The sequence below is a fragment of the uncultured Nostoc sp. genome (assembly GCF_937863485.1).
Lineage (GTDB): Bacteria > Cyanobacteriota > Cyanobacteriia > Cyanobacteriales > Nostocaceae > Nostoc.
Genome location: NZ_CALMFY010000068.1, coordinates 1 through 25922, shown reverse-complemented (window position 1 = coordinate 25922; position 25922 = coordinate 1). Strand labels below are relative to the sequence as shown.

At 42.8% G+C, this 25922-nt stretch carries 21 protein-coding genes, 1 tRNA gene and 2 pseudogenes; 12 read left to right on the top strand and 12 right to left on the bottom strand.

The features are described 5' to 3' along the window. Window positions 1-445: 445 nt before the first annotated feature. A complete protein-coding gene (locus Q0541_RS09650) occupies window positions 446-1267 on the bottom strand; it encodes a carbonic anhydrase (protein ID WP_298908825.1) in 822 nt (273 codons plus the stop codon). 690 nt (window positions 1268-1957) lie between these two features. Here Q0541_RS09650 and smc point away from each other — a divergent pair. The 5 genes from smc to Q0541_RS09625 all read left to right on the top strand — a co-directional run bounded on the left by smc (window position 1958) and on the right by Q0541_RS09625 (window position 11659). Then, complete coding sequence (gene smc / locus Q0541_RS09645) at window positions 1958-5638, top strand: chromosome segregation protein SMC (RefSeq protein ID WP_298908822.1); 3681 nt, start codon at window positions 1958-1960, stop codon at window positions 5636-5638. 58 nt (window positions 5639-5696) lie between these two features. Continuing rightward, window positions 5697-6692: a PRC-barrel domain-containing protein gene (locus Q0541_RS09640; protein ID WP_298908818.1), complete on the top strand. Its 996-nt coding sequence runs from the start codon at window positions 5697-5699 to the stop codon at window positions 6690-6692. Between the two features lie 1108 nt (window positions 6693-7800). Continuing rightward, window positions 7801-8382: a ferric reductase-like transmembrane domain-containing protein gene (locus Q0541_RS09635; protein WP_298908815.1), complete on the top strand. Its 582-nt coding sequence runs from the start codon at window positions 7801-7803 to the stop codon at window positions 8380-8382. A gap of 101 nt (window positions 8383-8483) precedes the next feature. Further along, the gene (locus Q0541_RS09630; protein WP_298908812.1) at window positions 8484-9590 is read left to right on the top strand and encodes a WD40 repeat domain-containing protein; all 1107 of its coding nucleotides are present in this window, start codon (window positions 8484-8486) and stop codon (window positions 9588-9590) included. Window positions 9591-9934: 344 nt separating this feature from the next. Beyond that, the gene (locus Q0541_RS09625) at window positions 9935-11659 is read left to right on the top strand and encodes an ABC transporter ATP-binding protein (RefSeq protein ID WP_298908809.1); all 1725 of its coding nucleotides are present in this window, start codon (window positions 9935-9937) and stop codon (window positions 11657-11659) included. 210 nt (window positions 11660-11869) lie between these two features. Here Q0541_RS09625 and Q0541_RS09620 read toward each other — a convergent pair whose 3' ends face one another. Further along, on the bottom strand, window positions 11870-13327 hold the full coding sequence (locus tag Q0541_RS09620) for a YdiU family protein (RefSeq protein ID WP_298908807.1): 1458 nt from the start codon (window positions 13325-13327) through the stop codon (window positions 11870-11872). Window positions 13328-13450: 123 nt separating this feature from the next. On the opposite strand from Q0541_RS09620, the gene Q0541_RS09615 reads away from it, so the two are divergent. Next, window positions 13451-14128, top strand: coding sequence for an SMI1/KNR4 family protein (locus tag Q0541_RS09615; RefSeq protein ID WP_298908804.1), 678 nt, complete (start codon window positions 13451-13453; stop codon window positions 14126-14128). A 23-nt stretch (window positions 14129-14151) separates the two neighbouring features. On the opposite strand, the gene Q0541_RS09610 is transcribed toward Q0541_RS09615, so the two are convergent. After that, window positions 14152-14607: a hypothetical protein gene (locus Q0541_RS09610; protein ID WP_298908802.1), complete on the bottom strand. Its 456-nt coding sequence runs from the start codon at window positions 14605-14607 to the stop codon at window positions 14152-14154. A gap of 521 nt (window positions 14608-15128) precedes the next feature. Further along, window positions 15129-15704, bottom strand: a complete 576-nt coding sequence (locus tag Q0541_RS09605) for a GNAT family N-acetyltransferase (RefSeq protein ID WP_298908799.1) — start codon at window positions 15702-15704, stop codon at window positions 15129-15131. A gap of 388 nt (window positions 15705-16092) precedes the next feature. Here Q0541_RS09605 and bioB point away from each other — a divergent pair, with 388 nt between their 5' ends. Continuing rightward, on the top strand, window positions 16093-17100 hold the full coding sequence (gene bioB / locus Q0541_RS09600) for a biotin synthase BioB (RefSeq protein ID WP_273765712.1): 1008 nt from the start codon (window positions 16093-16095) through the stop codon (window positions 17098-17100). 81 nt (window positions 17101-17181) lie between these two features. On the opposite strand, the gene Q0541_RS09595 is transcribed toward bioB, so the two are convergent. Continuing rightward, the gene (locus Q0541_RS09595; RefSeq protein WP_298908792.1) at window positions 17182-17277 is read right to left on the bottom strand and encodes a cytochrome b6-f complex subunit PetL; all 96 of its coding nucleotides are present in this window, start codon (window positions 17275-17277) and stop codon (window positions 17182-17184) included. A 207-nt stretch (window positions 17278-17484) separates the two neighbouring features. Between Q0541_RS09595 and aroB the strand changes: the two genes are divergently transcribed. Next, the gene (gene aroB / locus Q0541_RS09590; protein ID WP_298908789.1) at window positions 17485-18597 is read left to right on the top strand and encodes a 3-dehydroquinate synthase; all 1113 of its coding nucleotides are present in this window, start codon (window positions 17485-17487) and stop codon (window positions 18595-18597) included. A 67-nt stretch (window positions 18598-18664) separates the two neighbouring features. Here the strand turns inward: aroB and Q0541_RS09585 are convergent, their stop codons facing one another. The 3 genes from Q0541_RS09585 to Q0541_RS09575 form a co-directional block, all read right to left on the bottom strand. Continuing rightward, window positions 18665-19198, bottom strand: coding sequence for a hypothetical protein (locus Q0541_RS09585; RefSeq protein WP_298908786.1), 534 nt, complete (start codon window positions 19196-19198; stop codon window positions 18665-18667). A gap of 57 nt (window positions 19199-19255) precedes the next feature. Next, entirely contained in the window at window positions 19256-19453 is a 198-nt protein-coding gene (locus tag Q0541_RS09580; protein ID WP_298908784.1) for a hypothetical protein, read from the bottom strand. A gap of 713 nt (window positions 19454-20166) precedes the next feature. Next, on the bottom strand, window positions 20167-20481 hold the full coding sequence (locus Q0541_RS09575) for an S-layer protein (RefSeq protein ID WP_298908782.1): 315 nt from the start codon (window positions 20479-20481) through the stop codon (window positions 20167-20169). Window positions 20482-21148: 667 nt separating this feature from the next. Between Q0541_RS09575 and Q0541_RS09570 the strand changes: the two genes are divergently transcribed. The 3 genes and pseudogenes from Q0541_RS09570 (at window position 21149) to Q0541_RS09560 (ending at window position 22509) form a co-directional block, all read left to right on the top strand. Next, a complete protein-coding gene (locus tag Q0541_RS09570; protein WP_298908779.1) occupies window positions 21149-21388 on the top strand; it encodes a hypothetical protein in 240 nt (79 codons plus the stop codon). A gap of 73 nt (window positions 21389-21461) precedes the next feature. Next, window positions 21462-22403: pseudogene (locus tag Q0541_RS09565) on the top strand (tryptophanase). Then, entirely contained in the window at window positions 22387-22509 is a 123-nt protein-coding gene (locus tag Q0541_RS09560) for a hypothetical protein (RefSeq protein WP_298908776.1), read from the top strand. The pseudogene Q0541_RS09565 and the gene Q0541_RS09560 overlap by 17 nt, the downstream one beginning before the upstream one ends. A 455-nt stretch (window positions 22510-22964) precedes the next feature. On the opposite strand, the pseudogene Q0541_RS09555 reads toward Q0541_RS09560, so the two are convergent. Both Q0541_RS09555 and Q0541_RS09550 read right to left on the bottom strand, forming a co-directional pair. Then, window positions 22965-23111, bottom strand: a pseudogene (locus tag Q0541_RS09555) (methyltransferase); the annotation flags it as partial. Window positions 23112-23287: 176 nt separating this feature from the next. Continuing rightward, window positions 23288-23971: a glutathione S-transferase family protein gene (locus Q0541_RS09550; protein WP_298908774.1), complete on the bottom strand. Its 684-nt coding sequence runs from the start codon at window positions 23969-23971 to the stop codon at window positions 23288-23290. A gap of 340 nt (window positions 23972-24311) precedes the next feature. Between Q0541_RS09550 and Q0541_RS09545 the strand changes: the two genes are divergently transcribed. Beyond that, window positions 24312-24560 (top strand): hypothetical protein, encoded by a 249-nt coding sequence (locus tag Q0541_RS09545; protein ID WP_298908772.1) that lies wholly within the window; start codon window positions 24312-24314, stop codon window positions 24558-24560. Between the two features lie 20 nt (window positions 24561-24580). Here Q0541_RS09545 and Q0541_RS09540 read toward each other — a convergent pair whose 3' ends face one another. After that, the gene (locus Q0541_RS09540) at window positions 24581-25363 is read right to left on the bottom strand and encodes an RNA methyltransferase (protein WP_298908769.1); all 783 of its coding nucleotides are present in this window, start codon (window positions 25361-25363) and stop codon (window positions 24581-24583) included. 207 nt (window positions 25364-25570) lie between these two features. Beyond that, window positions 25571-25651 (bottom strand) — tRNA-Leu (locus tag Q0541_RS09535). Window positions 25652-25922: the final 271 nt, after the last annotated feature.

The window sequence follows — 25922 nt, the reverse complement described above, 5'->3', positions numbered from 1 at the left end:
CAATTCTGTATGAAGATGCGCCAAACGAAATGAGGAACGAACCGCAAAGGACGCATAGACACGAAGTGGCTTCCCGCAGGGTAGGACACAAAGAAAGAAATAAGAAGCCAAGAAAATTTGGCGCAGCCTCACAAAGAAATGGTATAAGAAATAGGTAGTTTATACCACTTGAGTAACTTTATAACCCTATGGTTAATAGTTAAAGTCTTATAAAAAAGACTGAACATTGGTTTCAGTCCATTTGAATAGACTTTAATTTAGCTATGATTTATTTTTGGAAATATCTGAAAATATCCAAGATGTAATTGGAGCAAAAATTTATTAATCTAAGTTTTTTCATCCAGTGCATGCCCCCAGCTTATCTATCTAGCGGTCTAAGTCTAGTCGTGCCAAATCGGTTTTGGTAATTGTAATATGTGGAGTTAGAATTCTATATTTTCATCTTTCAACTTCCATTATTTGAACCTCGATAAATTCGCTCCAGCTGCTCTGGAGAAAGGCGTTTCATTGGAAACCACTCAAAGGGAGAAACAGACCGTTTCTCATAAGATTGAACATCATCCAGCTGATTTTGAGTGGAATGCGTTACTACATTGGTATTTGGAAATTGACCCCTGAGGGACTCATCTATTTCTAATTCTGGAACTTGAGTTTGAGGCAAAACATAAGCGTGCTTCTGGGGATCGTATGCGTAAACTTCTCCTGTTTCAATGTGATAAATCCAAGCATAAATGCTGAGTTCTCCCTGATAGAGCTTAGAGTGAATCACTGGATACGTCCGCAAATTCTCAATTTGAGTAAGAACATTTTCGGCAATCATAATTTCTAGCAGTTCTTCTGCGTCGTAGTGACTGTAGTGGTCTAGAACTAGCCTTCGAGTTGCCTCTGCATATTTAAGCCAATCATGTACGAGCGGCATTTCATCGCTGAGGTTGTGTAACTTCATTAGTCCTTTCATTGCGCCGCAATGAGAGTGACCACAAATAATAATTTGGCGAATATCTAAAGCTTGAACAGCATATTCAATTGTCGCACCTTCACCGCCATTAGTTGCCCCATATGGTGGAATGATGTTGCCTGCATTGCGAATGACAAATAATTCACCAACTTGGGCTTGTGTAATTAGATTTGGATCAAGACGCGAATCAGAACAGGTAATAAATAAGACTCTAGGCTTTTGAGCATGTGAAAGTTCCTCAAACAATTGTTGATGTGTGGAAAAATAGCTAGATTGAAATTCGCGCAGACCTTTAATTAATTTCTTCATTACTAAGTTCTACAAATATTTTCAGGTTAAGAGCCAAATCACAGATAGCAGATTGAGGTAGTAAAGAGGGATTTCTTTCTACGCTTTGACAATTGTAAAGATTACTATATTATAAGTTCCTTTGGTGCTTTTAATATCCTTTGGCATTTGGTTGAGTTGCTTTTTTCCCTTGCTCCCCTCTGTTCCTTAACAGGTCATGTTACTGTGTGAGAACGCCTAGAGCGTGTTTTAAAACTTGTTATTATATCCTGAAATAAAAGATGCGATCGCCTTGTGGTAAGCCCTTCAGGTAAGCCAGTCGCTCATGGGGAGCCACTGCGGTGAGGCAGCCCCCGTCTTCTCTACGAGACGCTCCGCGAAGGCGGTTCCCGTCGATAGCGCAGCGTTAGCGAGTCTTCGAGCGTCTGGGGGACTGCCGAACCCGAAGGGTCTTCTCCCAAAGGGAGAGGCTAGCGCCTGCCGTAGGATGCCCGTTCGCCGCAAGGCGTCCCGTTAGGGAAGGGCTGTAGGGGTCTCCCCAAGTGAAGCAAGTGGCGTGGAAACCCCCTGTTGCCGTAGTGGTGGCTCCTCAAGACCGCGCTGGCTTACTGCAACGCGTCTATAATGATCCCCAATTCTCCTCTCTACCCTCTTGCGAATTTTTAATTAGTTGATACACTTGTTCTTCATTAGCCCAGTGAACCAGCGCCTATGGTGCACATCAAGCGCGTGGAACTTACGAACTTCAAATCCTTCGGTGGCACTACCTCAGTCCCTTTGCTACCGGGGTGTACTGTCATATCTGGACCAAATGGTTCGGGTAAATCTAATATTCTAGATGCCCTGCTATTTTGCCTGGGACTCTCCAGTTCTAAGGGAATGCGAGCCGATCGCCTCCCAGATTTGGTAAATAACACCCAAACGTCTAAAGGACGCGCTTCTATTGAAGCTAGCGTCACTGTGACGTTTGATTTGTCAGGGGAGGATATCTCACTCAAAGCCACAAAAGCGCAAAATGAGGAAGACCTAGAGACAGTTGAGGAAGTTGAGGAAGTTGAGGAAGCAGAGGAAGAAAATCCAAAATCCAAAATCGTTCGACTGAGCAAAGCTGAAATCCAAAGTCCAAAATTGGGAGAGTGGAGTGTTACTAGAAGGCTGCGGGTTACTCACCAAGGGTCTTATACGTCAAATTACTATATCAATGGTGTATCTTGCACCCTGACGGAATTACATGAGGAACTAAGTAACCTGCGGGTTTATCCCGAGGGCTATAACGTGGTGCTGCAAGGAGATGTCACCAGCATTATCTCGATGAATGCGCGGGAACGGCGGGAAATTATTGATGAATTGGCGGGGGTGGCGGCGTTCGATCGCAAAATTATCCAAGCCAAATCAACTTTAGATGAGGTGAAGGAAAAAGAAGATAGTTGTCGGATTATTGAGACGGAATTAACTGCACAGCGCGATCGCCTTTCCCAAGATCGGGCTAAAGCTGAGAAATATCAAAAACTCCGTACGGAATTTTTGGCTAAACAATCCTGGGAAGCAGTTTTATCATGGCGATCGCTACAAGCACAACAAGAAAAATTAGTTAACGAAATTCAAACAGGCGATCGCAATTCTGGTGAACTCACTACCCAACTCACCAACCTAAATTCCGAAATCGTTCAAAAAACAGATCAACTTGAACAACTCAATGCCCATGTGAAAGCATTGGGAGAAGATGAACTTTTGGCGATACAATCTACCCTCGCTACCCAAGAAGCAGAACGAAAACAACTCCAGCGTCAGCTAACGGAATTAGAAACAGCAACGCAGGAAACTGCCAAACGTCTGGCTCAAACTCAGCAAGAGATTCAAAAACACCGTCTTTCCCTAGAAGAAATTGCCGAAACACAGATTGTAGAGACGCGATTTATCGCGTCTTCACAACAACAAAGGAATGAAGCGCAACAAGCTTTAGAAACCTCCCGCGAAGCCGCAGCAGAAATCGCCTCGGCTTCGGAAGCGTGGGTACAGCAACAAACGGCATTCAACCGTCAAATTGAAACTTTGCTGCAAACTCTAGAACCGCAACGCACCGAAAAAGCACAACTCACTGAACGCAATAATCAGTTACAGCAACTAATTTGCGAACAAACCCAGTTAATTGAACGCGACGAACCCCAATTAGCCCAAAAACAAGCTGAATGCAGTCGAGTTGAAACAGAATTTAACGCCTCTAGTGAACCCATCCAAAATTTAGCCCAAAATCTCTCAGCCACAGAACAAGAATTACAAATCCAACAGGAAACCCAAAAGCGGTTACTTTTTGAACAACGAGAAAAACAACGCCAGTTGGATAAAATAGAAGCGCAAACGCAAGCACAGCAAGAAGTCCAAGGAACCCAAGCTAGTAAAGTCATTTTACAATCGGGAATGCCTGGACTTTGTGGCTTAGTTGTGCAGTTAGGAAAGGTGGAACCCCGCCATCAGCTAGCTTTGGAAATGGCGGGCGGTGGACGCTTGGGACATATTGTGGTGGAAGATGACAGCATCGCCGCAGCAGGTATTGAATTGCTCAAACAAAAACGTGCAGGGAGGGCAACTTTTTTACCGCTGAATAAAATTCACGCTGCCAAATTTACTCAAGATGCAACGCTGCGTTTTGCCAGTGGCTTCGTTAATTATGCTGTTAACTTAGTCGATTGCGATCGCCGTTATAAAGATGTATTTAGCTATGTTTTCGGTAATACGGTAGTATTTGCCAACCTTGAGGCGGCGCGGAAAAATTTAGGGTTATATCGCATCGTCACCCTAGATGGGGAATTGTTAGAAACCAGCGGTGCAATGACTGGTGGTAGTAACACCCAGCGTTCAGCCCTACGTTTTGGCAATGCAGAAGTGGCGGAATCTGATGAAGTGATCGCTTTAAGAAGTCGCTTGCTGGATATTGAGCGGGTTTTAGAGCGTTGTACTGAGGCGATCGCTACTTTGTCAACCCGAACAAAAAAACTGGCACCAGAACTTACAGAAGCACGTCAGGCGCGGCGCGAACAGCAATTGCAATTGGAACAGTTGCAGAAAGACATTAAAAGTTTGACAGCGCAATTAGAGGGGACGCGATCGCAACTTGCACAAAACAGCGAAAAGTTAACCACTGCTCAATCCCGATTGGAAATTTTAGAGCGGGAATTACCGGGACAAGAAAATCAGTTGCAACAATTGCGACACGCTTTAGCAGAGTTGGAAGCATCTCAAACCCCCAGTGAATGGCAGCAAATCCAGGCGACGATTAAAATTCAAGAGCAACAATTGCAACAACGGGAAGCAGCGTTACGCGAAACTGAACAAAGATTAAAAAATTTGGAAAATCAGCAACAACGATTGCAAGAGAAAAGCCAAGAAGCAGAGACACGCATCGCAGAATACGAAACCCAACAAATCTCATGTAGAGACGCGATTTATCGCGTCTCTACACAAATCACAACGATAGACGACCAAATCACCCAAACCCGTCTATCGTTGAGTCAAATGGAACAGAATTTGGGAGAAGAGAAACAAAAACGCGACGCTACAGAACAGGAAGTGCGATCGCACCTTTTGCGTCAACAACAATTGCAATGGGAAATAGAAAAACTTAGAGAAACCCAAGAGAAGCGGCGGGAGGAATTAATTGCTTTGCAAAGCCAGTTGCGGGATGTGGGAGCAGAATTACCAAATCCATTGCCAGAAGTTCCAGATCAGGTAGATTTGGAAGAATTGCAGAAAGAATTGCGATCGCTTACCAAACGCTTGCAAGCGATGGAACCCGTAAATATGCTGGCGTTGGAAGAGTACGAACGCACCCAAAACCGCCTTCAGGAACTGACGCAAAGGTTGCAAACCTTAGAAGGGGAACGCACCGAATTACTTTTGCGGATTGAAAACTTTACAACATTACGCCAACTTGCTTTTAAAGAAGCTTTCGATGCTGTCAACGAAAATTTTCAATCGATTTTTGCCATCCTTTCAGACGGCGACGGCTTCCTGCAACTGGAAAATCCCGAAGATCCCTTTAGCAGCGGACTAAATTTAGTCGCGCATCCCAAAGGCAAACCAGTACAGCGCCTAGCTTCCATGTCTGGGGGAGAAAAATCACTCACAGCCTTGAGCTTTATCTTTGCCCTTCAACGCTACCGCCCATCGCCATTTTACGCCTTTGACGAAGTGGATATGTTCTTAGATGGGGCAAACGTAGAACGATTAGCTAGAATGATTAAGCAACAATCACAACAAGCGCAATTTATAGTTGTGAGTTTGCGTCGTCCGATGATAGAATCAGCCGAACGCACAATCGGCGTTACTCAAGCACGAGGAGCTTACACTCAAGTTTTGGGGATTAAGTTACAATCATCCAATACACCTGCTTGAGTTTTTGTTAATAATAGTGTATAGATAAACCGGATTCGAGATCAGGACTCGGTATAGAATGACCTCTGAACAGATAATTAGGCGTTCCGACATATTAAATACCCAGGTGATTACCCGTGACAACGGCAAGCGGCTAGGCATCGTCAGTCAAGTCTGGGTTGATATTGATCAACGAGAGGTTGTGGCTCTTGGTTTGCGAGACAGCCTGATCTCTATTTCGGGCATACCGCGTTACATGTACCTCAACAACATCAACCAGATTGGTGATGTCATCCTGGTTGATAACGAAGATGTAATTGAAGATATCGAAGTTGAATCTCTCAGTAATCTGATTAACTGGGAAGTAATTACAGAAACAGGTGAAGTATTAGGGAAAGTTCGGGGCTTTAAGTTCAACGCCGAAACCGGGAAGCTTAACTCCATAGTCATTGCTTCTTTAGGATTGCCCCAAATTCCCGACCAATTTTTGAGTACTTACGAGTTCTCAGTCGATGAAATTGTCAGCACCGGTCCCAATCGGTTGATTGTGTTTGAGGGAGCTGAAGAACGGGTAATCCAGTTGACAACTGGTTTGCTAGAGCGCCTAGGTATCGGCAAAGCGCCGTGGGAGAGGGATGCAGATGAAGAATATGGTTATACTCCACCACGCACAATTGCAGCACCCAATCAACTGCCCAGTGGAGTGCCATTGCAGCCACCCAAGCAGAGAGTTCGTGCCCCTGAACCCGTAGCGCGGGAAGAGGAATGGACAGAAGACTATGTGGAAGAGCAAAGGCCACAGCGTCAGGTAATGAAGGCGCGGCAGTATGAATCTATTCAATACGAAGAAGACGAGGAAGAAGATAACTGGAGTGAGGCAACGGGCAACGATAGGTATCAACAACCGCAACCGCTAAAGTATGAAGCCCAGCCCTACAGCAAGCCATACGTTGACGAATACGATGATTATGACGACGTAGAGGGCGATGCTTGGGAAGATGCGCCGAAGCCCGTGAATATTCCTAAGAAAGTCAAAGAAAGACAGCCAGAATACGAAGAAGAAGGCGGATATTAGGCTAGCCGCACCCCTAACCCTCTCCTCGCAAGCGAGGAGGGGGCTTTTTTTATGAACAAAAGCAAAACAAAACGCACCGTCTAAACTAGTACTCCACCACAGGGATTATGACAGGTTAAGGTAGCTTCTAATAAAGCGAGTTTACATACCCCACTCTTAAGCAAGCTACGCACACGTCTCGTAGAGAAGTGACAGGACTATTTTGTTAATGCTGCATTCGCAGTTTCAGAGAGTACCCTCTAGGGTACTATTAACCTCCAAGTAGTCATGCTACGGTGTAAACAAGTAATCAAGGGTTAATTTATAGATTTAAGTAAGTAGAAAAGTACAAAAAAAGATAGCTATGTAAAGAAAACTAACGGGCTAAAATCTTCTTCGTTTCTGCCTTCTCCTAATGGAGACGCTCTTGCTAGCAATGATCCCCATAGGGGTACGATTACTCGCTACCGCCGCGCTAACAACAGTTGCTCATGGAAGAAACCCTTAAGACTGCACTGCTTTACCTTTTGATAAATATCTAGTACAAGTCGGCAAAAATCCAGATACCATCTCAATTAACCAAGTAAGGGGCCAAATCCCTTGTTAAAGGTATGCAAACTTCTGCCAACTTGTACTAGTACAGCAGGGCGTAAATAAGCAGACCATTGAAAAGCCCTAAAGAGCTTATTCCATAATACTTTTGGCTTTTGACTTTTGACTTTTGCCTTGCGGCTCTAGTAGTCTGCAAATCAAATTTTACTTAGTATAGCAGACTTTAATTACTTCCTAAATAAGCATTTTGGCTTCAATTACCTAGCAAAGTTGTCTTGGTATATCGGCCTAAAATACCTAGTACAGCAGGGCGTAAATAAGCAGACCATTGAAAAGCCCTAAAGAGCTTATTCCATAATACTTTTGACTTTTGAACGCCAATTGCTTCTCCCAAGGGGAGACGCTGCGCGAACAAGTCGGCAGAGCCGCCCAACGCACTGGCTCCTTTTGACTTTTGACTTTCGCCTTGCGGTACTAGCTTATCCGCTATTTTGACTAGGATGAGCAGAGGTTATTTTTCACTGCCTATACCTGTAGTTTCTACTATAGCCAACAATATTATTTTTAGAGATTAATCATGGTTTCAATAGATGAATCACCCCTACCTAATATTTTGGGATTTTTATCATTAGCTAGTTATATATTCACATTAATTCCCACAATTATAAAAATTGTTTTTCCGCAAACTAAAGAGACTGGAATTCCCCAATGGCTGCTCAAACACCGCCGAATCATCGGTATTATTGCTTTCTTTTTGGCTTTAGGTCATGGTTTCCTAATGGTTCAAAAGAGAAACTTTGATTTTTTGGACATCAAGACATTTTGGATATATATCCAGGGTATAAGCACTTTCATAATTTTTACACTTCTGTCTATAACTTCTAATAATTGGAGTGTAAAAAAACTGAAAAAAAATTGGAAGCAATTACATAAACTCACTTATATAGCTATGGTTCTTTTGATTTGGCATATCTGGGATAAAATGTCAGGTCATTGGACGTATTTAACACCGATTAGCCTTGTTGCTACTACCATAATCACAGTTTTATTTATCATCAGACTTTGGATTGAACACCAGGGTAAGCAACAAAAAAATGCAAATAAAGTAACTAAAGCAGATTTAGCAGAAAAAAGCACTAGTACAACATGGCGGAAGTAACTAATTAGTTAAAAAAGCTAAAACAAGCTTTCTTTTCTTTTGGCTTCTGTTTTCTTGTACTATTTGTTGCTCAAATTGTGTAAATGGAGAGTCGCTCTGTAGTGTCAAACCCAATTGTTAAGAAAATTACAGTAGTACTGGCAATTACATCTACAGCAACCTTGATTGGGTTTAGCTCTTATCGTTTACTATTAGCGTTCCAGATGGTCACACCTGGCGTTATCTCCTTGCCAATCATTCAACCTTATCAAACCCTGAAAGGACATTCAGCGTGGGTTTATGCGATCGCTATCAGTCCAGATGGTAATACTTTAGCTAGTGGTAGCTATAATGGCACGATCAAGATTTGGAATCTGCACACTGGCAAATTACTCCACACTTTTAAAGGTCATGCTGATGCAGTTGTATCCTTGGCGATTAGCAATGATCACCGTATACTCGCTAGTGGCAGCTGGGATAATCGAATTAAACTGTGGAATCTGGAAACAGGAACTCTCATCCGTACCCTTGATGGGCATAGAGACGATGTAGAAGCAATTGCGATCAGTGCCAATGGAAAATTGCTGGCTAGTAGCAGTGCTGATAATACCATTAAGCTCTGGAATCTGGACACAGGCAAAGAACTCTTTACGCTCTCGGATGTAGGCTGGGTAAAGTCTGTTGCTTTTAGCCCCGATAGCCAGAAGCTAGCCAGTGGCAGTAGAGATAACTCGATCAGAATTTGGCAGCTAAGTACTGGCACTCCGACACTCATACAGACTTTCACAGGGCATTCCCAAGAAGTATATTCTGTTGCCTTTAGTCCTGATGGGCAAACCCTTGCCAGTGGCAGTAGGGATAAAACCATCAAACTGTGGCGTCTGGGCGATGGCAAATTGTTGCACACTCTAGCGGGACATTCCCAAGCCGTATGGTCTGTTGCCTTTAGTCCTAATGGACAGACCTTAGTTAGTGGTAGTTATGACACAACAATCAAGCTCTGGCATCTAACTACTGGCAAACTCCTTGCTAACTTCGCCGGACATACCAAGTCTGTATGGTCTGTTGCCTTTAGTCCTAATGGGCAAACCCTAGTAAGTGGCAGTGGTGACGAAACCATTAAACTTTGGTCTATACCCCGTGATACCACTGCTCATACTCAAACACTTGAAAAGATGAAACACAATCAAAGATATTTAACCCCAGTGACATCAAGCCTTCGCAAATAGCATTCCTAGCTACGCAGATGCAGTCCACCTCTAGGGACTAACAAAGAATCATCAATATATTCTGATTCGACAACGCCACTTTTTGGAACTAAACCGCGTCCACCTTGAAAACTGTAGTTCTTTCCGTATGAAAAGAAAAAACCCTCATCCCCCAGCCCCTTCTCCCAAATTTGGGAGAAGGGGAGCCGGAAAGAAGTCCCTCTCCCTACTGGGAGAGGGATTTAGGGTGAGGGCAAAAACTACGGTTCTCAACATAGATGAGGTTTAATTACTTAACTATTCAGAAACTCCCTAAAAGCTGATAGCGTCAAACAAAGGAAAGATATCGTTGTGGACCTTCGAGCTTGAAAACGCGTTCTAATTACTGGCAACTTCTGCCTTATATCCGACTCCAGTGGCAAACCATCACCAAGGGATTTATTGGCATCTTGGGATACGTACTGGCGACATTAGTGTTAATCAATCTCGCCGGTAAATTGGCAATTCCCTTTGCACAAGGTAATGTAGTAGCGATCGCTCAAATAACTGGCAGCTGTGCCTTAGTCTTTCTTGTCAGAGGCTTGTTTCAGTCTATACAAGATATGTACATGGCGAAAGCTGCTTTGAGAGTTGCTTTTCATCTCCGCCAGGAAGTCTACGCCCATCTTCAAAAGCTAAATCTCAGCTATTTTGAAACGGCAAAAGCAGGTGATTTATCTTACCGCCTCACAGAAGATGTTGACCGGGTTGGCGAAGTGGTAAATAAAGTATTTCACGACTTTATCCCTTGTATTTTGCAGTTGCTAGCAATTCCAATTTACATGGTTTACCTGAATTGGCAACTGACACTAGCGACGGTGTTAGTTGCGCCACTGATGGGTATTTTAGTCGGCTGGTTTGGTGAACGGTTACGCAAGTATTCCTTAAAAAGTCAAAATCGCGTATCAGGTTTATCAGCCATCCTCGCGGAAGTTTTCAACGGTATTCGTTTGGTACAGGCTTTTGCTGCCGAAAATTACGAAATCGCCCGCTTTGGCCATGAAGCAGAACGCAGTCTCAAAGCAAAATACTCAGCCGAACGCCTGAAAGCGATTCAGATTCCGATCGTGGGATTTCTGGAAGCCTTAAGTGCGTTATCGTTACTGATTGTGGGAGCGTGGCAAATTTCCCAAAATAACTTGACAGTGGCGAATTTTTTCAGTTATCTGGCGGCGGCGGCGCTGTTAATTGATCCTATTGGTCACACTACTAACAACTACAACGAATTTAAGCAGGGTGAAGCATCTGTTGATCGCGTTTTTGAATTGATGGCGATTCAGCCGACGGTGATCGAAAAGATCAATGCGATCGCTCTACCCTCAGTCAAAGGCAAAGTAGAATATCGTCATATTTCTTTTGCCTATAAACCAGGTGAACCTGTATTAAAAGATATCAGTTTATTGGTATCGCCAGGGGAAGCGATCGCTCTTGTGGGTGCTTCTGGTGCTGGTAAAACCACATTTGTCAACCTCCTCCCCCGTTTTTACGACCCGGAAGCTGGGCAAATATTGATTGACGGTGTTGATATTCGGGATGTCAAGCTGCATAGTCTGCGGCGACAAATTGGGATTGTTCCTCAAGAAACCATTATGTTTTCGGGAACAATTGCCCAAAATATTGCTTTTGGACAAGACGTTTTTAAAATGAAAGCAGTTACAGAGGCGGCGAAAATTGCTAATGCCGATCAGTTTATTAGCAAACTGCCAGAAGGTTATCAGACTTGGGTGGGTGAACGTGGGGTAAACTTATCCGGTGGACAAAGACAAAGAATTGCGATCGCTCGTGCTGTTCTGCTCAATCCCCAAATCTTGATTCTTGATGAGGCGACATCAGCATTAGATTCCGAGTCAGAAGCACTGGTACAGGAAGCGCTGGAAAGATTGATGCAAAAACGCACAGTGTTTATTATTGCTCACCGTTTATCAACAGTTAGACGGTGCGATCGCATTTTAGTTCTTGAACAGGGACAAATTGTCGAATCAGGAACCCATGAAGAATTATTAGCTTTAGAGCGTCGCTATGCGCGGTCTTATGCCCAGCAGTTTAGTTAGGCAGATTAAATGCTCATTAGCTTATTACCCACATCTGACAATCCCCGCTTAGTTGCTATCCCGCCTCGGAATAGAATTCCAAGGCTAATAGTTAAAGTCCTCTAAAGCGGACTAAGTAGATGATTTTAGTCCACTTGAGTGGACTTAGGCTATTAGCCTGGAACTTCAGTTCCGAGCGGGATGTCTCTAAGCACGACTATTTGACTTTGACTATCTCCTAGACTGAATTGTCTTGATTAACTCATAAAAAGGTTGCCAATTATCTTCCTGAGCAATTGCTTCCCAAATAGATTCAATCACAGGTCTTAATAATGCCGTTTGCGGATTATGAACTGTTAGAGTTTGGGCAATTACATCGATGCGATCGTACTCCAAATCATTCAAAATTTGATGATACAGTATGCACCAATCATCAAAAATTCCTGACGCACCCGGTACTGGTACAATATCTGAACTGTTCATCACAAAACCTGGTTCATCTCGCCATTTAGATGAAAAAGTACGAGCCATCTCATAAAAGAATTGGTGATAACCAACTTGGCTCTCTTTCAAGAATTCAATCGTTAGATTCAAGAGTTCCTCAGCTTCTGGATGTAGCAAATCCTCAAAACCCAACTTTTTCAACATCAAAGAAACGTATTCAGCTTCATAATATTCACCAAACCTGACTAATCCAGCTTCCATTTCACCTTTATCAATAATCGCCTTTAAAGGTTCTTGGAGCATTTGTAGATTCAGCTGGCAAATACTTGGTTGATTACCGTAACAGTAGCGTCCAGAATAGTCAAAATATGCAGCTATAAAGTAGGGATTATAACTAGGGATAAACGCGTAAGGGCCATAATCAAAACTTTCTCCGGTAATTGACATATTGTCAGTATTCAGGACTCCATGACAAAAGCCAGCAGCCATCCACTGCGCTGCTAATTCTGCAACTCGTTTCACTAATTCGGCGTAAAACAAGGCATATTTATCTTGTTCAGCACTTAAGTGTGGATAATACTGCTCAATTACGTGGTCTAACAGCTTCTTAGTTAAATCTGGACGCTGGAAATAGTGCAGTCGCTCAAAAGTGCCAAACCGAATATGAGAACTGCTCATTCTGACCATCACAGCTGAACGGGTAGGCGAAGGTTCATCGCCCCGCCAGAGTGGTAAACCTGTTTCAATCATGCTCAGACAGCGCGAGGTACGTACACCCAAGTAGTGCAGTGCTTCCGCAGCCAGAACTTCCCGCATCCCACCTTTGAGCGTGAGCATACCATCGCCACCACGGGAGTAGGGCGTTCTCCCAGAACCTTTCGTGCCAAAATCGTACAATTCCCCATCGTTGGCGCGTACTTGCCCGTAGAGAAAGCCTCTACCATCACCCAACTGTCCGTTATATTCACCAAATTGATAGCCGTGGTAACGCAGTGCCAACAAGGGTTTACGCCCCTGAAATTTGCCAAAGGCTGTGATGAAATCTTCGTCTTTGACTACTTGGGGGTCTAAACCTAAACGGGGCAGTAGTGCATCGTTACGCCAACGCAGGAGGTGTTGTGGAAATTCCGCTGCTGCAACCTCATCATAGTAGTCATCGCCTAGAGATTCCAAGGCGCTTTCGTAGTTGAGGGTGAGAAAAGGATTGCTAGAATTCTTGTAGTTTGGAGTTTCAGCCAGAGTCATTACGAGCAAAGCTTAATTCATTCTTCCCTTAATACTACCTCTGGCTTCAAACATCAGCATAGACGCAAAAAGCGACCCATATCTAAAATATGGCAGCGCCACCATCAAAATCTGGAGCGCATAATGGATAAAGTTTTACAATTAAAGAAAAAATTGACTCAATTAGCTATTTTAGACGCTACATGTGAGGTTTTTGGCTCAGAATCACACCAATATCAATTTAAACCTTGCTTAAATAATAAAGATATTCAAGTGTTTGAATCCAGATACAATATTACACTACCAAGTGAATATCGAAATTTTCTCTTAGAAGTTGGTAATGGTGGTGCGGGGCCAGGATACGGCTTATCTGGACTGTCGGGAATTGAATATGAAGATGTCATCCCAGAAAAACTATACCACCAGAACTACGAAATTCTCTCTAAACCATTTCCTTTTACAGAAGCATGGAATGATTTAGATATAATTGTCAAGAATAATACAGGTTTGATTACCAACAATGATGCCTACTTCGATGATAAATTCATCCAGGGCACTCTTCCCATTACAAATTATGGTTGTGGAATTTATGGGATGTTAGTCATTACCGGGGAGCAGTCAGGAAAAATCTGGATAGATGACCGGACTAATGATAATGGAATATATGCTGCTTCTTTGAGTTTTTGTCATGCTTTCCATAACGTTGACCCTGATGAAAATCATCCAAATAGCGATGAAGATAAGCCTTTGAGTTTTTCTGATTGGTATGAAGACTGGCTCAACCGAAGTTTGGATCAAATCCGCCAGTCTTCCGAAACTTAACCTTAATTAAATAAAACTAATTTTTATTTCGTAATTGGTTGTGATGTTGGTGGAGTAGCTGCTGTTGGATTTAATGTTGGTTGTGATGCCTGTGAAGATAAAATTTGTTTCACTTGCTGGTTATAAGTTTGCAAAATTGATTGAACCTTTTTCTGTTGGTCTTGATTCAGATTCAAAGATGTTAACACTGTTCTGACTCTCTGACGGGATTGCAGTGCTGTCTTAAATTTAGCAGCTTGGGACGGGTTTAATAGAGCCTCAATATCCTTATCTCTTTGCTGGCGAGCCACTTGGATTTGTAGGCGTTGTTGATTTGTGAGTTTGATTTTTTGGTGTGATGCAGGACTAGTCTGAGTTGTTGAGGCTGGTGTAGTGACGGGACTTGGAGTTGGTGCTGCCAAGACAACTGCATGTAAGATTGTAGCAAAGGCGAAGATAGTAGAAAAGACAGATAAGCGCTTTATAGAATTAATGGACATTTTGAAAAACTCCTCAATCATTTAATAAAATTGTACACATCGGCTAAAATGAACCTTGGTAATTGAGCCGCAGAGTGAACAAACATTACTATTGCATTTGCTTGTGGAGTTATTGTGTATTTATTATGGATTTACGATGAATTTATAAATATTGCCAACTGATGTCTCGAATTTGTTAATTAGCTGTGTATAAATAAACATAATACCCAGATCCCCAATTTATCTGATAAGTTGGGGATTTATCTCCTAGTGTTTTATCTTTCAGTAAGTTGAGCTACTTAAAACAGCCTAAATAATCAAAATTACAAGGATGTCGGTTAGTAAAATTCAATCGCTAAGGCGAAGACCGCGCTAACTCACTAGAAACTTTAATTAATTTACACCTAGTACAGCACGGCGTAAATAAGCAGACCATTAAAAAGTCCTAAAGAGCTTATTCCATATACTTTTGACTTTTGACTTTTGACTTTTGACTTCCGCCTTGCGGTACTAGCTACTTATTTTCTAATAAAAATAGCCAATTAAAATTTAGGTGTTTGCCAGTTAGGATTTGTCAGACTTGTGAGAATATGATCTTCCCATTGCCCATTAATTAACAAATAGTCTCTAGCATATCCTTCAATGACAAAGCCTAGTCTTTTAAGTACATTGCCACTGCGCCGATTGTGAGGCATATAATTAGCCATGACTCTGTGAAAATTTAACTCTTGAAATAGATATTGAGTTGCGGCTTTTAGTCCTTCTGTCATGTATCCTTTACCTTGTTTACTTTCAGCAAGGCTATATCCCACATAGCAAAAATGAGCGGCTCCTCGGACAAAATTACTAAAATTGATAGTTCCAATAATTACATTGGGATTTTTTTTGGTAAAAATAAATAGCTTTAATGATTGACCATTAATAAATTCCAGAAAACTATTCTCTATCTGATATTGCCAATATTCTTCCGTGAAAAAACCATCAGCCCAAAGAGGGTAGAATGGAGTCAGATAAGTTTTATTATGAATAAAGTATTTGAGAATTAGGGGTATATCTTCATGGATAGCCGCTCGTAAGAACAGGCGATCGCTTGTAATTAATGGCAGTTCTGATATCATAAACTACTTAATCGACGGGATCTCTTTCCAAAATCTTCTCGCTAATTTTGTAAATTCTCTCATACCTGCGGTTTAGCAACAGTGAGATTAGCTGTATTATTATGTACCAATTTGGATAATCAGTGGTGTAGGCATAGGTCTTTTGCCAAAAACGCCATCCTTTTGCTTTACTTGCAGGTGAGTATTTTTGCTGTGAATCTGTCATTCAACCAAAATCTTGATAAGCTGATGTCTAATATCTAGAGCGGAAGGATTGAGAGCCAATGGGTAATAAAGCGCAGTGCATGGCATAACTTCAAGAAAATCGCTTTGCCCAAAGGCGGTACCGCAGGAGATTCTACCAAAAGACAGCTCAAGATTTAACCCAGTCTACAAGAAGGATAGTGATGTGGTGGGAATACGCTACGATTGGCAGGAATTAGAGATTCGGGCGATATACAACACGCCATTGCTAGAGCTTATTTATCAAGCTGCTAGCGTACATCGCCAATATCATGACCCAACAAAAATACAAGTTTGTAAGCTCATATCGATTAAAACCGGAGGTTGTCCAGAAGATTGCAGCTACTGTGCCCAATCTTCCCGCTATAAAACAGAGGTAAAGGCGCAAGCACTCCTAGAAAAGGAAACGGTAGTTAGCATTGCTCAAAAAGCTAAAGAAACTGGTGTTAGTCGCATCTGCATGGGTGCTGCTTGGCGCGAAGTCCGGGATAACTCCCAATTTGAGGAAGTCCTGGAAATGGTCAAGGATGTAACCGCAATGGGTTTAGAAGTGTGCTGCACGCTAGGTATGTTGACAGCAAATCAGGCTAGGAAATTGTCAGAAGCCGGACTTTACGCCTACAACCATAATTTAGATACCTCGCAAGAATATTACAGCACAATTATTACCACGAGGACATATAGCGATCGCTTGAACACAATTGAGAATGTCCGTCAGACAAATGTTACTGTATGTTCCGGTGGTATCCTTGGTTTGGGCGAAACTGTTGATGACCGGGTTGGGATGTTACAAACTTTGGCAAACTTACATCCCCATCCAGAGTCAGTGCCAATTAATATTCTTTCACAAGTACCAGGCACACCCTTAGAAAATCAGCCTGATGTTCCCATTTGGGATATTGTGCGGATGATTGCCACAGCCAGGATTTTAATGCCGGCTTCCGATGTGCGTCTTAGTGCCGGTAGGGCTAGACTTTCTCAAGTTGAACAAGCTTTCTGTTTTATGGCGGGAGCCAATTCTATCTTTTCCAGCGACGACAACAAGATGTTGACGGTGACAACTCCCTGTCCAGATTACGATACTGACCGAGAAATGCTGAATTTACTTGGTTTGGGAATGCGTCCGCCTTCCCAAAGACAGGAGAAGGTTGCAAGTCCGGCTGTTGTGGGATAAATATTTTTTTGTGGGATGGGCATCTCGCCCGTCCTTATTAAACTGAGGGCAGGCATCTTGCCTGCCCCACAAGAGTCTTAGTTAAATTATTTTGGCAGTCCGCAGACCGAAGAACAGAGCGACAGCCAAACCAAAGAATAAAGCTAAAAAGCCGATGTAAGCTGCAATTGCAAACATTTATTTTTCTCCACAATACTTCCTAAATCTATTGAATCATTAGTTGTTGGGTATTGGGCATTGGGCAATTCCATTTTGGATAATGGAATTGATGATTTTAGATTAAATTTCAATCTAAAATCCAAAATCTAAAATCTAAAATTCTTACTCCCCACTCCCCAGATTGCGATAGAATACAGCCCACTGGCGCTTGTTTGGGGTTAGGCAATGACTTCTGTAATTAATGTAAATTTACCAGAGCAGTCTTATGAGATTGCGATACCTGCGGTAAGCTCTGCTAACGCACCTTCGAGTTTAGATCAACTGGGTCAACAGATGGCTAGTCTCAAGCTAGGCAAGAAGGTATTGCTAGTTTCTAATCCGACGATTTTTAAGCATTTTGGGGAAAGAGCGATCGCATCCCTTACATCTGCTGGATTTGAAGTTGCTAGCTGCACCTTACCACCTGGTGAACGCTACAAAACCCTCAATTCCATCCAAAAACTCTACGATATCGCCTTGGAAAACCGCCTAGAACGTTCTTCTACTATGGTGGCTTTGGGAGGAGGTGTGATTGGCGATATGACTGGCTTTGCCGCCGCAACTTGGCTGCGCGGCATCAATGTTGTCCAAGTGCCTACCACTCTCTTGGCGATGGTGGATTCGGCAATTGGTGGCAAAACTGGAGTGAATCATCCCCACGGTAAAAACTTGATTGGGGCATTCCATCAACCACGTCTAGTATTAATTGACCCAGATGTGTTGAAAACTCTTCCTATGCGCGAGTTTCGCGCAGGGATGGCAGAAGTTATTAAGTACGGTGTGATTTGGGACGCCGAATTGTTTGCCCAGTTGGAAGCAAGTAAACGCCTCGACCAACTCCGCTATCTAAAACCTGATCTGCTATACAACATATTAACGCGCTCTTGTCAAGCTAAAGCCGACGTTGTTAGCAAAGATGAAAAAGAAGGCGGATTACGGGCGATTCTCAACTATGGACATACCATCGGTCATGCAGTGGAAAGCTTGACTGGTTATCGGCTAGTGAATCACGGTGAAGCGGTGGCCATTGGCATGGTAGCAGCTGGACAAATTGCTGTGGATTTGGGACTGTGGCAAAAGGAAGACACAGAACGTCAAAACGCTTTAATTCAAAAAACGGGTTTACCGACTCAGTTACCATCTGGGGTAGATATTGAAGAAATTATTGACGCGTTGCAGTTAGATAAAAAAGTCAAAGCGGGGAAAGTGCGGTTTGTTTTACCAACGGAAATTGGTGTAGTGACAGTTACCGATGAGGTGCCATCGGATATCATTCGGCAAGTGTTGCGGGGAATGTGAACAAGTTGAAGAAGAATTTAGGAGTCAGACTGCGGTCTAAATGATAAGTCTTTAGCCGGACTTGATATTACTCAAGGCAAGGTTTCTCTGCTGAGGCATCCGCTGCTCGCCGCGCTTCTTCATTCGCTTTTACTCCACCTTTCACCCTCTTCGTTACACAGATTTTCTCTGGTGTGATCTTCGCTACCGCCAGATAAGACGTTCTTTCATTTGGTGAATTGGGATTCTCATTGGCATACACCCGCACGATCAAGGCGATAGGCAGCACCTTTCCTTCCCTCCTCTCTACTCGCCATTCTGCTTTCTTCTCCAAGGTAGAGAAAGCTGTCGTGATGACCTGCGGATATTTGAGCGAATGCTTTTGCCCATCTGCTGTCAGCACGGTCACGGACTCTCGAGCATCTGCATCTTGAACCAGCAGGCTATAACCCGCCACTGCTGCACATTTCCGCACAGAAAAGCTGGTCTCCTGGTCAACTTCGATGGTTTTGCAACGATTAGATGAAAGATCAGTATAAATGCTGTCAATGGAAGTTGCAAAAGCGAGATTGGGAAAGGCACAACTCAAGGTGCAAATAGCGATAAAATTTCTCACAAACATATTAAAACTCTCCTTTCAGATAACTCAAAGGCGCATAACGGCATAATTCAGCCGTCGCTAATCATCTTGATCGCTATTGGCAGCAATCACTGTTTTCGGACTTTGCCAAGCCGAAAATCCGGCTGCGATCGCGCCCATCAGCATTACCCTCAGCGCAATTGCCCCCAACTGAATTTGCCGATTCGCTTTGTGGTTCGCCTCTGACAACACCTGTGCCTGCTCTTTTGCTTGCGTCAATATTTGTCGTTGTTTCATTTTGTCTTTATTAGAACAGAAGATTTGCCATAACTTTTCTAAAACCTTTTTGCCTAAGAATTTTCCTGGTTAAAGATTTGCTCAAGTAAAAGCATCACAGAATGCAAAATATCCTAATGTAGGCGTAGCCCACCGTAGACATCGCTCTTGGAAGAAAACTTTTTGGTTTACTGAGTTTAGCTGTATACGGCTACAACATTAATTTGTGGCATTCCGGATTTGGCGAAAACACTTTTGTTATTTTTGCCGTGGCAAGCGGGTATGCGGCAATTTCCTCTTTCCACCGCACCAGGGCATGTCACAAGATTTTGCATTGCTTTTGAAGTTTATTAATTAGGTTTGCTGATCATAAAATTATTCAGAAAAATCTAGAAAAATATATTTAAAAATACAGTGAATTAGACAAAAGTCTGTTTTCCAGAGCCTTCGCAAAAGTTTTCCGTTTACTAAATATAGTTATCTGCCAATTTTCCAGTTACTATATCGGAACTTCAGCTTCACAACTCGAAATTTCAAGCTCTTTAGCAGAATTGCCGAGATAAACTCTACTTTGAGCTATTTACAGTAACTTTTATTTATTTATTTAGACCACACGATGAAGGCGCTTTTCTTTGCCTCTTTTCCTCTCAACGTCCACCGAAATTTCGAGTGGTGGCTTTTGCTACTCAAACTTCTATCTGCGTGAGATTTTCATATCTTTAATTAGCAACGCTCTATTTTTGAAACTCTGGTTCTTTCTGCGGTTGCTGTTGGTTATTCGTTGGTTGCAGTTTTTGAAATAAAGCTGGTGGTGTTGCCTTGCGAAATGCACCGCAGTAGTGCATAGTCATAACTGCTTTAAAAGCCCAATGGTTTGCTGGCACATCACTAAAGGGATTTGGTAAAGTTTCTGCTTGATTTTGGACACAAGCATTCAAAACTTGATTCGATTTTGCTGAAGTGTCGGTAGTAGGTTCTTGAGATTTAACAGGAGTAACAAAGCTAGTAGTAGCTAGCACTACAACTGTTGCCAGAATTTTGCAGTTCATAATTTGAGTTTTCTAGGGATGAAAGTCTACCCTATCTTAGTTCCCAGGCTGCTGCCCAGGAACTAGAATAACCTTGCTGAAATTAAGCGTTAGAAAACGTTGTAAGCATTACTAATAGAACAACTAATGCACTGATCCAAAGGGCTAACGATCCCCAACTAACTGAATCTTTTTGTACTTTTTGCCAGAAATTGGCGACTAAATTATTCCGAATTGCCATTTTATAACCTCCAATTTGTATGAAACTTGTACTGACTCAATGCATTAAGCCTGCATTGAGTAAAAAAAAGTTCATCTTTGGGGGTATCAGCCTTGATTTGCTGATTCCCAGAGATTAACCAACAGAGATTTAAATAAATCCATGCAGCGATGTCTCCGACGGGCTACGCATACGCCAATGCATATGTCTCAACGCATTACTGATCTAAAAAACAAAGATTTACAAAAAGACATTTGTTGATGCTTAACTTGATTTTCCCATACGTAAGTGTTTACACTCCCAAATTTAGTGATTTTGAGAGAATTCTTAATGTTGTGTTAACCACGGATAAAAGTTAGTGTTTTTCAAATCCCAAACTACGTAAATAGTGAGTCTGTTTCACTTTCACTTGCGATTTCTCTAAACTTGAAGATAGACACAATTAACAGTGAGATTGGTAAGTAAATAATGGTGCAACAAATAAGACATAATGAACCGCAATATATCTGTATTATTCCAGTTGAGATAATTACAGCTAACCAAGACGAAGAATTCATCACCTTTGGTATATCTGCCGACGAGGCAAAAAAACAAGGCGAGGAATTATTAGCATCTACCTATGGTTGTAATCAATCGCAAGTTTTGGAATTGATGCAGCAAGCACGAATTGAACCAATAGCTCAGTGGTGTGCCCCTCAAGAGTGCTAAAACTAGTTATGACAGTCTTGGCAACAGCAAGTATTAGCAACCAAAATGGTATGCAAATATTTGGCCAACCTGCATGAAGGAGAATCAATCTATGACTGACACTAAGCAAACTTCCCTGCGCCGCCGTCGCTCTTGGGCAGAGCCATATAAAATCAAGGTGGTTGAGCCATTAAAAATCACTACTCATGCTGAATGCGAACAGGCGATGTCTACGACGGGTTACGCCTACGCTCAAGTGGGTTACAATACTTTTCTGTTACGTTCTGAAGATGTTTACATTGATTTGCTGACTGATAGCGGCACCTCAGCCATGAGTGATTACCAGTGGGCAGGGATGATGCTGGGTGATGAAGCTTACGCCGGCAGCAAAAATTTCTACAATTTAGAAGCAAGCATCTAGAAGTATTACGGCTATCGCCATATTGTGCCGACTTACCAAGGGCGTGGTGCAGAAAACATCCTTTCTCAAATACTAATTAAACCAGGTGACTAGATACCTGGCAATATGTATTTCACTACAACCAGGCTGCATCAGGAGTTAGCAGGCGGTACCTTTGTAGATGTGATTATTGATGAAGCCCACGATGCCCAATCATTGCATCCATTCAAGGGCAATGTAGATTTACAAAAGCTTACAGACTTAATCGAGCCAGTTGGGGCAGAACGTATTCCCTATATCAGCGTCGCCGGAACTGTGAATATTGCTGGCAGACAGCCGATTTCAATGGCTAACCTGCGGGCGGTATATCAGTTAGCCGAAACCTACGGTATCCGCATTATTCTTGATGCCACCTGCGCTGTGGAAAACGCTTACTTTATCCAGCAGAGAGAAGAGGATTATTCCAACCAGGCGATCGCAACTATCTTACATGAATTTTGTTCCTATACCGACGGTTGCACCATGAGTGGCAAAAAGGATGCACTAGTTAACATTGGTGGTTGGCTAGCTCTGAATGACTATAACCTTTACGAAGAAGCACGCAACCTGATAGTAATCTATGGATCTTACTGCTGAGGCAGTTGAAGAAGTTTATTATAATCGCGATCGCCTACGTGGACTCAAAATGATTTACGAGCCAAAGTATCTCCGCTTCTTTCAAGCAAGATTTGAATTGCAGTAAAGGGGGCATTGGGCACTTGTACTGAGCGACTTGTGCCGAGCAAAGCCGAGGTAAGCCGTTGGCGCAGCCTCTCGTAGAGAAGTATTGGGCATGGGGAATAGGGAATAGGAAACGAGTCTTTGATACTCGTGAATGAGTCTTTAATACTCGCTGACGAGTCTTTGATACTCGTGAATGAGTCTTTAATACTCGCCGACGAGTCTTTGATACTCGTGAATGAGTCTTTAATACTCGCCGACGAGTCTTTAATACTCGTGAATGAGTCTTTAATACTCGCCGACGAGTCTTTAATACTCGCCGACGAGTCTTTAATACTCGCCGACGAGTCTTTGATACTCGCCGACGAGTCTTTGATACTCGTAAATGAGTCTTTGAACTCCGTTAATCAGTCTTTGATACTCGTGAATGAGTCTTTGAACTCCACTCCTTGGCCCCCCTGCTCCCCTGCCTATTTCTTATGCGGCATAGAAAACCAATGTTCGCAACTCAATACTCTTACGTGGCGGGGCATCCGGTTGGCTTGTTGGGTCATCAAATGCAGTGTGGGCGGTGAACCGCGCCAAACCTTTCTCTGCTGAGTCAAAACACTTGATGAGTAGCGACTATTTGAAATCCCTAAAGAGCTTATTCCATAATACTTTTGACTTTTGAACGCCAGTTGCTTCTCCTGTCGGAGACGCTGCGCGAACAAGTCGGCAGAGAGAGCCGCCCAACGCACTGGCTCCTTTTGATTTTTGACTTCCGCCTTGCGGTACTAGCCTATTCCCTATTTCTTGTCTTACTTTTGAGCAGAAGCAACGGCAGTAGGCGCACCAAGAATCTTGGCAAATCGTTCTAAATAGAAGCTTGCAGGATTTTCCACAGCCCGAATTGACTCGCGATCGCGCACAGTATTCCACCATTTCTGCAAGCGAGGGGTTTCTGTTGGTAAGGTGAAATTGCGGAAGTGTTCCAGGAGGGGCAAGCGTTCAAACCAAGGATAAAAGCTAATATCGACTAAACTCAGCTGATCTCCTAACCAGTAAGGGCCATTACCAGAGAGCTTACCTAGTCCTTCTTGCTCAATGTACAACAGCGATTCCAAAAACTCTCTTTGTCCCTGTCCCTGTTCTTGAGCATCTTTACCACGTAGGAGTTTGTTAAAGGCGGGTACAAAGCGAGTGTTGGCATAGTCGATCCAGATCCGAGCGAGCGCTTTAGCACCTGGATCGCGGGGTAATAAAGCTGGTTCTGGGAAGACTTCATCGAGATATTCGTTGATGATGGCAGACTCATAAATTTCGATATCCCCATGTTTGATGGCAGGGACTTTGCCGTAGCGCGAAATCTGGGTGTAGCCATCTGGTTTATTTTGTAAGTCAATTTCAGTGGCGCTAAAGTCAATTCCTTTTTCCAGTAAAACCACACGGGTTCTTTGGGAAAAGGTGGAGGCTTTAGCAAAGTAAAGTTGTACGCTGCTCATAAAATACTTTCCTTGTAAATATTGTGTAGACGCGCAGTATCGCTAATTGCCTAGTTGGCACGCAAAAAAAAGTGCTATCACATACAGGAGAATATACTACGGTTTATCGGTCGAATTAGCGTACAATTGGTTAAAAATATTTCATAGTCTTTACAAAAATACAAGTCCCAACAATTGCAGACGGCTTGGCAAAAGTCACCAAAGCCAAGTATCGATATTCTTGATAACCACTGCTAAAGTTGATACAGCATACAATTATGATGTTATAAGTGCAAAATTTAAATCTGTAGGAACTGCAATCAAAATTAGGTCAATAAATCAGGATTTTCAAGTCAATATTATGGAGCCAATTCAGCCACAACAGCGCCGCGCCGCTGATCAAGTGTTTCAAGAATCCCTCGATCAGTTGGAGGATATCTTACAAGAAAGTTCAACTGAGGAAGAAGAAATCCCACAACTCCCGCAACTGGATACTAGTAGTCTCAGTGAAGTCGAAGCTCAAGATTTGATAAATATTGATTTAGCGGCTCTTGAGGACGCAGTTGCTGATATTGAACAATATCTTGAAGAAATAACAAAAACGAAATAGGGGTAAAAAGTTAAAATTCATTACTGACAAATCATTTGCCGCCGAGCTTCGTACAACATTAAAGCGGCTGCGATCGCCACATTCAAAGATTCCACCCCAGGACTCAGAGGAATTCTTACTTGCTTGTCTGCGATCGCTGCCAAATCTGCTGACAATCCAGCACCTTCATTTCCCAGTAAAATTAGACTGGGCTTTCGCCAGTCCACCTCCCAATAAGTTAAAGTCGCACTGGGTGAGGTTGCCACTACCTGCATTCCTGCCTGCTGACTTTGTTGAACTGTAGCTTTTAAATTTTCGGTTACCGCCGTTGCTAGGCGAAACCATTGCCCTGCTGAAGCACGGAGAACTTTGGGGCTATCTAAATCTACACTATCTCCACTTATCCACAACCCAGATGCTCCAGCGGCAGCAGCGGTGCGGATCATCGTACCCAGATTCCCCGGATCTTGCACTGTTTCTAAAGCTAGGATTAAACCAGTCAATGGTAGTTGAGTTTGGCCAACGCTTCGTTTTGCCGTTGCCACCACACCATCCGGTTGGACTGTAGTAGCGATCGCATTTAATACTTCCTCGCTCACAATTTCGGTGCGATCGCTTTTACTACAAGCTTCTGACCACAGTAAGGAGTGGGCTGCTTGCCAACCTGAAGTACAACACACTGTTTCTAGCGGGTAATTAACCGCACAAGCTTCCTCTAACAGGTGCGTCCCTTCTAATAAAAATAACTGTTGCTTGTGCCGCTCCTTAGTGGAGTGGAGTTTGCGAATTTGCTTAACTAGGGAATTTTGTAAACTGGTCAACACGATTTTAGATTTTGGATTTTGGATTTTGGATTAATCTAAAAGACGCTCTCTACGAGACGCTCTTGCTAGCAAGATCCCCGAACGCAAGAGCGTCCCGTACGGAAGGGGTACGCGGACTCGCTCTAAGCGTTGGCGCAGCCTCTCTAAGAGTTCCTATGCCGCAGGCTTCACGCTGCGCTATCGGCAATCTAAAATCCAAAATTAATATGCGGAACCCGGGACTTGAACCCGGAAGCCTTGCGGCACTAGAACCTGAATCTAGCGCGTCTGCCATTCCGCCAGTTCCGCTGACAATTGTCTTTATCGACAATTTCTTACTATTGCGTAATTTTTTACCTTTGTCAAGTGAAAACATCACACTTCCTTAAAAATCTCTACCTGGAAACGAGTTTTTCAGGGGATAGGTGGAATCAAAATATTAACTGAGCAGTACAGCATTGATTTTTAGAGAACACTTAAGTTATTTTACTGAGTATTTAATTTTGCTTAGACTTACTAATTATTAGTTCTTTTTTATTAAATTTTTCAAAAGCTCAAAAAGCTTGCCATTGCTTGTTGT